This is a genomic window from Enterococcus sp. AN402 (assembly GCF_040719405.1).
Classification (GTDB): Bacteria; Bacillota; Bacilli; order Lactobacillales; family Enterococcaceae; genus Enterococcus; species Enterococcus faecalis.
On record NZ_JBFDTM010000004.1, the window covers coordinates 2,137,584 to 2,150,834 of the forward strand.

The 13,251-nt window shown below is 36.7% G+C and carries 15 protein-coding genes; 2 read left to right on the forward strand and 13 right to left on the reverse strand.

Annotated elements, in window-relative coordinates; all coding sequences use genetic code 11:
- Positions 1 to 113 precede the first annotated feature (113 nt).
- The 12 genes from secG to groES form a co-directional block, all read right to left on the reverse strand.
- The gene (gene secG / locus AB1I62_RS11730) at positions 114 to 350 is read right to left on the reverse strand and encodes a preprotein translocase subunit SecG (protein WP_002356546.1); all 237 of its coding nucleotides are present in this window, start codon (positions 348 to 350) and stop codon (positions 114 to 116) included.
- A gap of 167 nt (positions 351 to 517) precedes the next feature.
- Positions 518 to 793 (reverse strand): GNAT family N-acetyltransferase, encoded by a 276-nt coding sequence (locus AB1I62_RS11735; protein ID WP_002356545.1) that lies wholly within the window; start codon positions 791 to 793, stop codon positions 518 to 520.
- Positions 783 to 1,067, reverse strand: a complete 285-nt coding sequence (locus tag AB1I62_RS11740; RefSeq protein WP_010710643.1) for a (4Fe-4S)-binding protein — start codon at positions 1,065 to 1,067, stop codon at positions 783 to 785. Before AB1I62_RS11740 ends, AB1I62_RS11735 begins: the two co-directional genes overlap by 11 nt.
- Before the next feature lie 91 nt (positions 1,068 to 1,158).
- Positions 1,159 to 2,988: a heavy metal translocating P-type ATPase gene (locus tag AB1I62_RS11745; protein WP_164978394.1), complete on the reverse strand. Its 1,830-nt coding sequence runs from the start codon at positions 2,986 to 2,988 to the stop codon at positions 1,159 to 1,161.
- Positions 2,989 to 3,156: 168 nt separating this feature from the next.
- Positions 3,157 to 3,984, reverse strand: coding sequence for an ammonia-dependent NAD(+) synthetase (nadE, locus tag AB1I62_RS11750; RefSeq protein ID WP_002356540.1), 828 nt, complete (start codon positions 3,982 to 3,984; stop codon positions 3,157 to 3,159).
- Positions 3,985 to 3,986: 2 nt separating this feature from the next.
- On the reverse strand, positions 3,987 to 5,471 hold the full coding sequence (locus tag AB1I62_RS11755; protein WP_002356538.1) for a nicotinate phosphoribosyltransferase: 1,485 nt from the start codon (positions 5,469 to 5,471) through the stop codon (positions 3,987 to 3,989).
- Positions 5,472 to 5,548: 77 nt separating this feature from the next.
- Positions 5,549 to 5,959 carry a GtrA family protein gene (locus AB1I62_RS11760; RefSeq protein WP_002356537.1) on the reverse strand — a complete coding sequence of 137 codons (411 nt, stop codon included), beginning with the start codon at positions 5,957 to 5,959 and terminating at the stop codon, positions 5,549 to 5,551.
- Positions 5,960 to 6,176: 217 nt separating this feature from the next.
- The gene (locus tag AB1I62_RS11765; protein WP_104859484.1) at positions 6,177 to 7,724 is read right to left on the reverse strand and encodes a glucosaminidase domain-containing protein; all 1,548 of its coding nucleotides are present in this window, start codon (positions 7,722 to 7,724) and stop codon (positions 6,177 to 6,179) included.
- A gap of 16 nt (positions 7,725 to 7,740) precedes the next feature.
- Positions 7,741 to 8,451 (reverse strand): hypothetical protein, encoded by a 711-nt coding sequence (locus AB1I62_RS11770; RefSeq protein ID WP_002407220.1) that lies wholly within the window; start codon positions 8,449 to 8,451, stop codon positions 7,741 to 7,743.
- Positions 8,452 to 8,474: 23 nt separating this feature from the next.
- A complete protein-coding gene (locus AB1I62_RS11775; RefSeq protein ID WP_002356534.1) occupies positions 8,475 to 9,194 on the reverse strand; it encodes a winged helix-turn-helix domain-containing protein in 720 nt (239 codons plus the stop codon).
- A gap of 302 nt (positions 9,195 to 9,496) precedes the next feature.
- Positions 9,497 to 11,122, reverse strand: a complete 1,626-nt coding sequence (gene groL, locus AB1I62_RS11780; protein ID WP_002362559.1) for a chaperonin GroEL — start codon at positions 11,120 to 11,122, stop codon at positions 9,497 to 9,499.
- A 57-nt stretch (positions 11,123 to 11,179) separates the two neighbouring features.
- Positions 11,180 to 11,464 carry a co-chaperone GroES gene (gene groES / locus AB1I62_RS11785; RefSeq protein WP_002356531.1) on the reverse strand — a complete coding sequence of 95 codons (285 nt, stop codon included), beginning with the start codon at positions 11,462 to 11,464 and terminating at the stop codon, positions 11,180 to 11,182.
- Positions 11,465 to 11,696: 232 nt separating this feature from the next.
- Here groES and AB1I62_RS11790 point away from each other — a divergent pair, with 232 nt between their 5' ends.
- Together AB1I62_RS11790 and AB1I62_RS11795 are read left to right on the forward strand one after the other, a co-directional pair.
- Positions 11,697 to 11,873, forward strand: coding sequence for a hypothetical protein (locus AB1I62_RS11790; RefSeq protein ID WP_002356530.1), 177 nt, complete (start codon positions 11,697 to 11,699; stop codon positions 11,871 to 11,873).
- Between the two features lie 18 nt (positions 11,874 to 11,891).
- Positions 11,892 to 12,545 (forward strand): CPBP family intramembrane glutamic endopeptidase, encoded by a 654-nt coding sequence (locus tag AB1I62_RS11795; RefSeq protein ID WP_002362272.1) that lies wholly within the window; start codon positions 11,892 to 11,894, stop codon positions 12,543 to 12,545.
- Positions 12,546 to 12,587: 42 nt separating this feature from the next.
- Here the strand turns inward: AB1I62_RS11795 and AB1I62_RS11800 are convergent, their stop codons facing one another.
- Positions 12,588 to 13,238 carry a redox-sensing transcriptional repressor Rex gene (locus tag AB1I62_RS11800; protein WP_002356528.1) on the reverse strand — a complete coding sequence of 217 codons (651 nt, stop codon included), beginning with the start codon at positions 13,236 to 13,238 and terminating at the stop codon, positions 12,588 to 12,590.
- Between the last annotated feature and the right edge of the window lie 13 nt (positions 13,239 to 13,251).

The following is a 13,251-nucleotide window of genomic DNA, read 5'->3' on the forward strand; positions in this document are numbered from 1 at the left end:
AACCTTCCGAAATGATAAGTTTCAAAGACTTTTTCAGAAAGAAAAAGAACAGAAAAATAAGTGTCCGCACTCATCTCTCTGTTCTAAACTTGTCATTTTAAAAGATTACGTACTTATTTTGAAGATAAGAACGCCAAAACAAATAATAAAATCATCCAAATTGCGCCAAGAACTGCTGTTGAGCGTTGCATAACAGCTTCAAAACCGCGCGCTTTTTGCTTCCCAAATAATTTATCTGCACCGCCAGTGAAGGCACTTGCTGCACTGTTTTGTTTGCTTGGTTGCATCATAACAGTAATGACGATTAAAACAGATAAGATGATGACCAACGTTAAGATTAGATTATACATGCGTTAATTCTCCTTTTTATACAAATATGCGAAATTCATCTACTTTAATGTAGCATATTTTATCTGTAAACACCAGTGAAATTTAATGTCTTTCCCTATTTGTCTCTAATAGCAACAGCCGCAAGTAGGAATCAGATTTCTACTTGCGGCTGTTGCTAGTTTCTTCTTTATTTTCTCAATACGTCTCCGTATTCAGGTTTAGTATCAAATTCTTTTTTGGCAAATGGACATAGCGGAATAATTTTTTTATGCTCTTTTCTCGCTTTTTCAACACCGGCTAAAACAAGTTTTTCAGCTAATTTTTGTCCACGATAAGTTGGATCAACAAACGTATGGTCAATAATCATCATGCTTTCGCCAGCATCTGACCAAGTCATTTCACCAATTTCTTGGTTTTCATCGTTATATAGAGCAAAACGATTGTTTTCTTCTTTAATTTGCATACTCGTTCCCTGCTTTCCGAATATATTTTAGAGCGCCACTTGGACATGAATCAACTACAATCATGTCATTTTCAACACTTCCGTTATCTGGAATAATCCATGGTTTCCGACCAACTTCAAAGACTTCTGGATTTCCGCGAACACAATTACCAATATGTTCACAAATATCTTTATTATAAAAGATATCAATTCCTTTCCCAGTATATTTACGGTAGCCTTCTTTTAATAGTTGTTCTTCCGTGACTGGTTGCCCATCTATTTGGTTTCCTTTCATTGCACAATCTCTCCCCTGTAACTTATTAATATTAAAAACGTACCTTTATTTTACCACTAAGCTGGACATTCAGGCAATTAATTGTTCCACCTTACTTGCCAATTCGACGAGCTCGCAAAGCAGATAAGATTGACACAGTGTCCACAACTTCTTGTAGCATAGCCCCGATTAGCGCTGGAATAATCCCGGTACTAGCAATTAACATTAGTAAAACGCAGATAAAAATTCCGATTAATACAGATTGTTTGGCAATTTTCATGGTATCTTGGGCAATTTCGACCGCTTGGCTGACTTTACTTAAGTCATCTTTTAAAATAACAACGTCAGCAGTTTCACTAGCCGCAGTAGCTCCATGAGCGCCCATAGCAATACCTACGTCTGCAGCAGCAAGCGAAGGTGCATCATTTACACCATCTCCTACCATGATGACTGGATGATTTTCTTTAGGCAATTCTTTTAGAATAGTTAATTTATCTTGTGGTAAACATTCCCCATGTACTTCGGTAATTCCTACTTCTGCAGCAATCGTTTCTGCGACGGATTCTTGATCCCCCGTCAGCATTAAAATTCGTTGAAGATGTAATTGGTGTAATTTTTCCATAGTCTCTTTTGCTTCTGGGCGTACAGTGTCTGTAAAAGTAATTCGGCCTAAATATGTGCCATTACGTGAAATATGAATAGTCGTTTTATCAATTTTTTCAGTTTCTTGAGACTCTTGTGTCACAAAATTCTTTTTACCTACCCGTATCTCAGCACCATCCACAAATGCCTTCACGCCAGCACCAGAAACTTCCGCTAGATCTGTAATATTTTTTAATGGGACATCTTGCTTTCTGGCATAAGCAACAATTGATCTAGCTAAAATATGACTTGATTCTTGTTCCACGCTTGCTGCCAATCCCACTAATTCAGCAGCAGTTATTTCAGCATTGATTGGTTGGACTTGATCAACAGAAAGTTGTCCTTGCGTAATCGTGCCTGTTTTATCAAACGCAATCGTTTTTGCAGAAGCTAATTTTTCGACCATCGTTCCCGATTTAATAACGACCCCATGACGACTTGAACGACCCATCCCTGCCACTAAAGCAATTGGGGCAGATAGAATTAAAGGACACGGCGAAGCAACCACTAAGACTTCCGCAAAACGTGTCGGACTTTTTGAAACAAACCAAGCAACACCTGCAATTAAGTAGGCAATTAGTGTAAAAGGTACCGCATAGCGGTCTGCTAAACGTACAAAATGAGCTGGACGCGCCGCAGATTCTTTCACTAAGTTCACAATCGTTTGATATTGACTGTCGGCTACAGTTTTTTCAGCAACCATTTTCAAAGAGCCATCACCATTCACGGAACCCGACATTAATTCATCCCCAGGATTTTTTTCAATTGGTTTTGATTCTCCTGTTAATGAAGATTCATCGACTGTTGATGTCCCGGTTTTTACCAAGCCATCAACTGGAACTAGTTCCCCTGGTTTTACTACTAATTCATCGCCAACATTGATTTCCTCAACAGAAACATCTTCTAAATTTTCGCCATTCAAGCGATGAGCTTTTTGTGGCGAGTTATCCAATAATGACTTCAGCTCTTGGTTAGCTTTTCCAGCGGCATAGTCTTCTAATGAATCACCACCAGTCAACATAATTAAAATCATCAAACTGGCCCAGTATTCTCCCACAGCTAAGGTTGCAACGATAGCGGTAATCGCTAAAATATCGACACCATATTTTCCTTCACGTAAGGTTTGAATCATTTCCCAGAACATCATTAACGCCATTACAGAACCTGTTATTAAAATAATGCCATACGCCCAATTCGGCTGATGTAAAATAAATTCAAATAATAATGCCAAAACTCCTGTTATAATTGTAATCCCCAATTTTGTTACATGCTTCATCTCTTTTTCTCTCCCATCATTCACTTTACATTATTGAGCGTACCTTTTCTGTTTTGAAAAAGAAAGTGAAAACGCCTAAATGAAAACGACTTTCATTATCATAGGATAGTTGCTGTAGCAACGTTTACTTTCTGAAAAGTAGTTATGTAAAAAAAACACAGACCATCGTTCATTCGCCGATGGTCTGTGTTTTTATTTCCAAAAATCATCAAAAATTGTAATGGGTAAATGCCGTTTGTGTTGTCCTTTTTTATACCAGTTTTCAATTGTTTGTTGATCTGTTTCCGAGACTTTTTTGCCTTCCAAATAGTCATCAATGGCATCATACGTGACACCTAAGGCAACTTCATCTGCAACTAACGGTTTGTCATCTTCTAGATCAGCTGTTGGTATTTTTAGATACAAGGCTTCTGGTGCCCCAAGTTCTTTCAGCAAAGCTTTTCCTTGGCGCTTATTTAAACGAAATAACGGTAAAATATCCGCTCCGCCATCGCCATATTTGGTGAAGAAAGCTGTCACATTTTCGGCTGCGTGGTCTGTGCCAATTACTGCGCCAGCATTTTCGCCAGCTACTGCATATTGTGTAATCATACGTTGACGTGCTTTCATGTTCCCTTTATTAAAATCGCTAATTTGAACGCCAGCGTTTTCTAGCGAACCAACCATTGCATCCACTGCTGGTTTAATATCCACTCGTAAAGAAACATCTGGCTGGATAAAGGCTAGCGCAGCTTGTGCATCAGCTTCATCTGCTTGCTCACCGTATGGAAGGCGAATCGCAATAAATTGATACGACATATCTCCTGTTTCTTCGCGCATTTCAGTCATCGCTAATTGTGCTAAGCGACCAGCTAATGTTGAATCTTGTCCGCCACTAATTCCCAAGACAAAGGTTTTTAAAAAAGGATGTTTAGTTAAATAAGCTTTCAGAAAATCAATACTTTTACGAACTTCTTCTTTTGGATCAATTGTCGGTAAAACACCTAACTCTTGAATGATTTTTTCTTGAAGTGTTGTCATTTCTAGGCCTCCTTATTCACCGTTTCCGTTAAATGTTTAACGTCTTTACGCACTTTTTCCAATAAATTCATTTTGTGGTTCCAACAATCTGTTGAAAGGTCCACTGGATATTTCTGCGGATTCAAGTCCCGCTTGTATTCTTCCCAAAGTGAATCTAAATTTTCTTTTGCATATTGTTTAATTTCATCTAAAGTTGGTAATTCATACACACGTTTTCCTTCAACGAAAATATCTTGGAGTACTGGCCGTGCTTCAAAATCACGGACATACTTATTAATAAAGGTATGAACGGGATGGAACATATAAATTTCTTCTTCTTGGCGAGGATCTTCGTTCCAAAGTGTCACATAGTCCCCTTCTGACTTTTTATCAGATTTACGTGTAATGCGCCAGACTTGTTTTTTTCCTGGTGTTGTCACTTTTTCAGCATTGCTAGATAGTTTAATGGTATCTTTCATTTGACCATCTTCACCTTCAATTGAAACTAATTTAAACACCGCTCCTAAAGCCGGTTGATCATAGGCGGTAATCAGCTTGGTACCCACGCCCCATACATCAATTTTTGATTTTTGCATTTTTAGATTCAAAATCGTATTTTCATCTAAATCGTTCGATGCATAAATTTTTGCTTCAGTAAAGCCTGCTTCGTCCAGTTGTTCACGAACTCGTTTAGAAATATAAGCCATATCGCCACTATCAATCCGCACGCCTAGGAAATTAATTTTATCACCCATTTCTCGAGCTACTCGAATTGCGCTTGGCACTCCCGCTTTCAAAGTATCATACGTATCAACAAGAAAAACGCAATCCCGATGTGTTTTGGCATACGCCATGAATGCTTCATAATCATTTCCATACGACTGAACCAATGAATGGGCATGAGTCCCACTAACCGGAATACCAAAAATTTTACCAGCACGAACATTACTTGTCGCGTCCGCCCCACCAATATAGGCGGCTCTTGTGCCCCAAATGGCAGCATCTAATTCTTGTGCTCGGCGTGTTCCAAATTCCAATAAAGGATCATCGCCAATCACGGATTTAATTCGAGCCGCTTTTGTCGCAATTAATGTTTGAAAATTCACCATATTTAGCAAGGCAGTTTCTACCAATTGACATTGTGCCAAAGGACCTTCAATTTGAATTAACGGTTCGTTATTAAAAACCAAATCCCCTTCTAAAGCAGAGCGTACAGTACATTTAAATTCAAAATTTGCTAAATACGTCAAGAAATCTTCTGGATATTCTTCAACTTCTCGGAGATATGCAATATCAGATTCTGTAAACGTTAAATTTTCGAGATAATTGACTAAACGTTCTAAGCCTGCAAAAATTGCGTAGCCATGATTAAAGGGCATCTCTCTAAAGTAACATTCAAAAACAGCATGTAAATCTGCTCTCCCTAATTCCCAGTATGTTTGCATCATATTGATTTGATACATATCTGTATGCAATGTCAAACTATCATCTGCATATGTATAGTCCATCGTTTTCTACCTCTATTCTTTGTATTAAAAACTTGTTTATATTATAACAAAAAAATTTTTTTTAGCCTAAAATCTGCTTAGACCTCTTTTTCTTTAAAAATGAAAAATTTACTGAAGAAATAATTTAAAATCACTACTACAACTTGTGTAATCATTTTCGCCCAAAATGATGAAAAATGAATGCCATCAATTAGGAGAATCATTAAACCCATATCAGCCACAAAAGATAAAATTCGGTACCAATAAAATAAGCCCATTTCTTTAAAAAAACCAGCTATGCTTTCATGCTTACTTGCGAATACCCAATATTTATTCGTGAAAAAGGCAAATAGAACAGATAAAAACCAACTAATTGTGTTACTTATCTTGTAATCCAGCCCTAACACATTTTGACAAACAAAAAATACAACTAAGTTGACGACCGTCGTTGCACCACCAAAAAATAAATAAGCCAGTACTTCTCGGTATTTACGAAATAATTCTTTCAATTTTCACGCATCCTTTCAACTAATCATTTTATCAAACTTCGGCAAGAAAACCTATCTATTTTGTGTAAAGACACAATTCTCTTGCTAATTTTACTATTTATTAAGGTATTTATGAAAAACATAGTAAGAGAAGAGGAGAAGTTCATCCATGGATGAACTCTCCTCTTCTCTTCGTCTAATAATATATGACTCCATCAACCAATAAGTTAAATCAGCATCAGTCCTTTAGCTTAGGAAGTGCTATCGTTTGTCCTTCGGTTAATACAGAATACGTTAAGTCATTTGTCTGCTTGAGGGCGGTTAAGGAATAGCCCGTTTTTTTTGCAATTTTTGCGAGTGTCTCTCCTCTTTTTACTTCATAATACTCAGTAGACTCTGTTTTTGAGTCATTCGCTTTACCATTTGATTGCTCTGCTGTTTTCAAAGCATTAGTCACCGATTTACTGATTATTAGTGATTGAAGTAACGCTTGTTCTTTCGGTTCTAGAGAAGTCGCCGCTGTATGCTGAGGAATCGTGATTTTTTGGCCAATATAAAACATTTCTTGAGTCTTTGAATTTTGTTTTAAAATGGCTGTTGCTGACACACCAAACGTCTGGCTAATGGTGGCGAGAGAATCTCCTTTGCTTACTTCATAGACGACTGCTTCTTTTTTTAGCTGTTCTTTGACTGCTTCCTTATCAAACGAAGGTTTCTTTTCTTCTGCCAAATTAGTCACTACTGGTTTCTTCTTTTCTTGATCGTATTCAGTTAATTGATAGGTTTCAATCAACGCGTTTAATTTTTTATCGTAATATGTATCCGTTGCATAACGACCTGTTAAAAATTTTGTTGCCTGCTGATAATTCGTCGTGTTTGCTTTCAAAACGCCGTGATAAAACGTCGGATTCCCCGCCAGCCCATTGATGATTAATTTACTATAGTCTGTTAATGACTCTTTATAAGATGGATACTGACGAAAATCGGCATGAATGGTGGTCATCTTCCCTTTACCATCATCTTCTTGTGTGGGAAAGCTGACACTTTGACCATGGTAAGCTCCTTTAATGCCAAACAAATTATAATTTGGCGCCGCCGCTAACGCACTATTGCCCGAGCCACTTTCTAAAATAGCTTGAGCTATCATGACAGAAGCGTATAGATCATGTTGCTGACCAATAACTCGTGCTTCTTCACCAATTTTTCTAATAAACTCAGAAGTAGAAGCATTCCCTTGGACAACAAAATTTGCCTCGGCTTGTTGTTGAATTCCTGCTTGCTTTTCCTTTTCTTGACTATTGTCTATCTCTGAATGTACCAACGGCTCTTTGGTCTTTTCAGTTAATGTAGAATTTTGTGGTTCCTGATTATGAGGCGGCTTTTCAGTGAGTGCTTTACGCTCTTCAGACGCTGGTTGCTCACTTTGTAACGATTCGGTTAGTTTAGTACTAGCAATTGGCTTTTCTTGTGGCGGTAAACTATTTTCAGATTCTGAAGGTTCCACATTATTTTCCTGATGGTCACCGCTGTCATTTTGTGTTGAACTTTCTTGTTGTTCAGACGAACTTATTATTGTTTCGTTCAGCGTTGAAGAAGTAAGGGTTCCTTGATCTTGATTGGCTTGGTCCGCTCTTTTTTCTTCCAGCGATAGCTGTCGACTTTCGTCCCTCGTTTCGGTCTCTTCTTGAGCGATTAATGGTTCCGAATTGTAGTAACTGGCGCCCGCATAAATCCCTAAAATTCCAATACATACCAACTTCAAATATCTTGCCTTTCTTTTTTTCATCGCATTTCTCCTTCATTTACCTCTTTATTTCTGCTAATAACTGCTCTATCTGTTGGTACGTTCCTGTTGATTCATTCTTGATTGTCAGCATTTGTTCACAATAAGCTTGGTACTCTCTTGCCACTTGCTTCATGCGTGTTAAAGTTGCTAAACGTTGTTCCATTTCTTCATGAACTGTTGCAACTTGTTGTTTGGCTTGACTAATTGTTTCTTTTGCTTGACGTTTGGCTTCTAATAACACTTCGCCAATTTCTTTTTGAGAAAGCGTAACGGCTGTGTCTAAATTCTCTTCACTGGTCTGTCTCTGTTGCATCTTTTCTTCAGACAATTGTTTCTGTAAAGAAGTGATAGTTGTTTCTTTATCACTTAATGTTTCTTTAACATGTTTAAGTTGAACATCTTTTTCGACTACTTGTTTTTGTAATGCTTCCACTTCATTGGTTTGCATTAATAATTGCTCCGTTAGCTTTTTAATGGATTGCTGATATAGTTGATTTTCTTCTTCTAGTTTTTCAACAAAAGAAAATGATTCTTCTGACAGTTCAGTCGGCACTTGTTGCTGGACCTGCTTAACTTTTGCAGCTTGCTCTTTTGCATAAACAACCTCGTCATCAAAGCTTGCTTCTTCTGTTACCGTTGGTTGTGCTTTCATCGATTGTTCATTTTCAAAATCCGGCATCTTCTCATACTCCTCATCTTCATTGTTTTTAGTCAAAAATTGCCACATTTGTTTCTCCTCCTTCGTACCTTTTACACCGTTAACATATAGCCTTTTGAGCGAATTGTTTTGATATATTGTGGTTTGTTCACATCTTGTTCAATTTTTTTACGCAAATGGAAAATCACATTAGCGACACGATATTTTCGTTCATTCGCAGTATCTTTCCAGACATTTTTGTAGAGTTCTTCATATGTAATTGTTTGTCCTGCGTGTTTGTATAAATACTCTATTGTGAAAAATTCCAATTTTGTTAAAAGAATTTCTTCTCCACTTCCCAAGCAAACACTCAAATTTGGCGCAATTAAATACAATCTCTCAGAAAGATTCTTAGTAACTGTTTGTTCCTCGTTTGCAATAGCTAATTTAGGATAAAAACGTCTTTTTACACGTTGCAATAAATTACTCATGCTTAACATGCATTCTTGACGATCATAAGAATGATCAAAAACGCCATCTGCACCTAATTGTAAATAAATAATTCGATTGACTTTACTAATTACTTCTGTCCGAGAAAATAACCAAATCGGTAAATCTGACTGCTTGCGAATCGTCATTAATAACTCACAACAAGTATTTACTTGCTGGTGGTCAGTAACTTCAATCACTAATCCATCAATATGGTGCAAATGAAGAAGTATATTTGTTCCTTGGATGATCTGACATTCTACTTGATTACTAACAAACCAATTTTGGCAGTATTCTTTTGTTTCAATTGTCAAAGGAACGACACCAATTGTATATTTTTCCATTTTTCCACCTCAATCTTCCTAATATTCCCCTTCAAAATATAATAATTTTTATTTATATTCTATTAATAAATAAAAATTACCAACTACTAGTTTTCAAAAAATGATTGTTATTACTAAATTTTATCGAATAAAAACAAGGCTGTCTAGCTAAAACGAAACCTTTAAATTATCATCTTTTTTGTTAAATGAGTAAATATTTGAGAAAACACTACAAGCAAAGATATTATTTAGATTATTTATTCTTTATGTAAAAAAAAGCTTACGATTTTTCAATCGTAAGCTTTTAGAATACTTTTTTATTTTTACATCATACCGCCCATGCCCATTGATGGATCCATCATAGGAGCTGGTGCAGCTGGTTCTGGTTTGTCTGCAACAACTGCTTCAGTTGTTAATAATAAAGCTGACACAGAAGCTGCATTTTGTAAGGCAGAACGAGTTACTTTTGTTGGGTCAACAATACCGGCTTCAACCATGTTTACCCATTCACCGTTAGCTGCATTGAATCCAATACCTAAGTCAACATTTTTTAGTTTGTCAACAATCACTGATCCTTCATAACCAGCATTTTCAGCGATTTGACGGATTGGTTCTTCTAATGCACGAACGACAATCTTGATCCCTGTTGCCACATCGCCTTCAGCTTCTAGCGCAGCGACTTTACCAATTACATTGACAAGTGCAGTACCACCACCAGAAACCATGCCTTCTTCTACAGCGGCACGTGTTGCGTTTAACGCATCTTCAATTCGTAATTTTAATTCTTTTAATTCTGTTTCAGTTGCAGCACCGACTTTAACGACAGCAACCCCGCCAGCTAATTTAGCTAAACGTTCTTGTAATTTTTCACGATCAAAATCAGACGTTGTTTCGCCGATTTGGTTTTTAATTAAATGAACGCGGGCATCAATGGCTTCTTTTGAACCAGCACCTTCAACAATTGTTGTGTTATCTTTGTCGACAACTACTTTGCTAGCATTTCCTAAGTTTTCAATAGTTGTGTCTTTTAACTCTAATCCTAAGTCGTCAGTGATTACTGTACCACCTGTTAAAATAGCAATATCTTCAAGCATCGCTTTGCGTCGGTCACCAAATCCTGGCGCTTTTACTGCGACAACATTAAATGTACCACGGATTTTGTTCAATACTAATGTTGGTAGAGCTTCTCCATCAACATCATCCGCAATGATCAATAGTGGACGGCTTTGTTGTAGAATTTGTTCTAATAAAGGTAAGATATCTTGAATATTTGAGATTTTTTTGTCGGTAATTAAGATATATGGATTTTCTAAAACAGCTTCCATTTTATCGTTGTCAGTAACCATGTATTGAGATAAATAACCGCGGTCGAATTGCATTCCTTCAACCACATCTAATTCTGTTTCAATCCCTTTTGATTCTTCAATGGTAATTACGCCGTCGTTACCAACTTTTTCCATTGCATCGGCAATTAATTGGCCGACTTTTTCAGAACCTGATGAAACAGCAGCGACTTGTGCAATCGCTTCTTTTGAATCAACTACAGATGAAATATTGTGTAATTCTTCTACTGCTGTTTTTGTTGCTAATTCAATCCCACGACGAATACCTAATGGGTTAGCTCCAGCAGTTACGTTTTTTAAGCCTTCACGAACAATGGCTTGTGTCAAAACAGTCGCTGTTGTTGTTCCGTCACCAGCAATATCATTCGTTTTAGAAGCAACTTCTGAAACTAATTTTGCGCCCATGTTTTCAAAATGATCTTCTAATTCAATTTCCTTAGCAATTGTTACTCCATCGTTAGTAATCAATGGTGAACCAAATGATTTTTCTAAAACAACGTTACGACCTTTAGGGCCTAATGTCACTTTCACTGTATCTGCTAATACATCTACTCCGCGTAGCATTGCTGCACGTGCATCTTCTGCAAATTTAATCTCTTTTGCCATGATTTCTTCACCTCATAATTTTTTTCTTCTATTATATTATTCTGTAAAAGTTGTTTATTATTCAACAGTGGCAATAATGTCTTTGGCTGATACAATTAAGTATTCTACGCCTTCGTATTTCACTTCTGTTCCTGAATATTTTTCAAACATTACTGTGTCACCAATTTTTACTTCCATCGGAACTTTTGTGCCATTTTCAAGCACACGACCTTCACCTACTGCGATAACTTCACCTGTTTGTGGTTTTTCTTTTGCAACGGATGCAAGAACAATTCCTCCAACAGTTTTTTCTTCTTCTTTCGCGACTCTAATTACGACGCGATCGCCTAATGGTTTTAACACAATAAATCCCTCCAAATAAAAAGTTTTCGCTTATTTTAGCACTCGATACACAAGAGTGCTAACTCACACTATTTATAATACTCATTTCACTCTAAAAATGCAAGTCTTTTCTCTCTTTTTCTTGTCAATTATAAGATACGCATTTTTTATTGAGTATTCTTTTTTCATGGAATGTTTTTCCAATCCTTTAATTCATGGTAAAATAAATTGACTACGATTGGAGGCGAATAAAATGAAACAACGTTTACTTACAGCATTAATAGCAACATTCGTTTATTTTGTGATAGCGAATTTAGGAAATCTTGTTTTCAGTGTCACAGAAGGAATTGTTTCGACACTTTGGGAATCTCTTTTCTTTTTCTTATTCGTTTTTCTTTTATTAGGATATCGCAATAATCGTAAAAAATAATTATAGAAAGGATTAACCATGACCTTAAGAAAATCAAGTTTATTTATTTTAGTCACATACATTATCGCTTTTTTCGGGCCGTTACTTTTTTCGGGTATTTCTCCCAATGCAGCGATTAATGTGACAACTGCTCTCTACATTATTGGTGCCCTTGTAATGATTGGCATCTTTTTAAAAACAACAGAACCTTCTCCTTTAGAGGAAACAGCAACCTTGAAATCACCTATTTTTATTTTTTTACTAGGTGTTAGTGGGATTTTCATTGCCATGCTGATTCAAGGGGTTACTTTTGCCATTGAAGTAGCCATCACAGGAGAACAAGCTACTTCTCAAAATACACAAGCTATTGTAGCGGTGATTTTGGCAAATCCTTTATTTATTTTGGCAACTACTATCGGTGGCCCGATTATGGAAGAATTCGTCTTTCGTTATGCATTTATCCATTTAATCCAGCCTTTTACAAATTTCTGGATTGCGGCTACTGTTAGTTCGGCGATTTTTTCACTCGCACATGCCGATGGTCACTTTTTTGTTTATTTCTTTATGGGATTTTTCTTTGCTCTTTTGTACAAGCAAACTGGAAAAATTTGGACCTCAATTATTGCCCATTGTGGCATGAATACGATTGTGATTATTGTTCAACTACTTTTGCATAATGGTACAATTCAATAAGAAAAGGGCCTTCGTCTAAACGACTAGGCCCTTTTCTTTTGCTTATTCTTCTTCGTCAATCAATTCGTTGTCATGATGTAAGAAATAAATTAATGTTTGTAATTCGTTGGTTAAGTCAACATTTTGAATTAATACTTCAGGTGGCGCTACTAAACGCGCAGCCGTAAAGTTTAGAATTCCTTTAACCCCTGCTTCGGCAAGTTTGTTTACAACTTCTTGTGCTTTGCGAGCTGGAATAGTTAAAATAGCTACTTCGATTTGTTGAACACGGATTTGTTCCATCATATCTTCCATTGGATAAACCGGAATACCGTCAACAATGCGTCCCACAATATCTTCATTCACATCAAATGCGCAACTTACACGAATACTGTTGCTTTGATGGAATTTGTACTTTAATAAAGCACTTCCTAAATTACCAACCCCGATTAATGCGACATTGGTTAACTCATCTTCATTCAATGTTTTTGCAAAAAAGTTCATTAAGTTTTCAACATCATAGCCGTACCCACGTTTACCTAATTCACCAAAATATGAAAAGTCACGACGAATAGTCGCACTGTCTACTTGTACCGCTTCACTTAATTCAGTTGATGAGACTTTATTTTTTCCTGTATCATGTAACATTCTTAAGTAGCGATAATATAAAGGAAGGCGTCGCGCCGTTGCTTTTGGAATAACTTGATCTTTCACAATTGGACCTCCA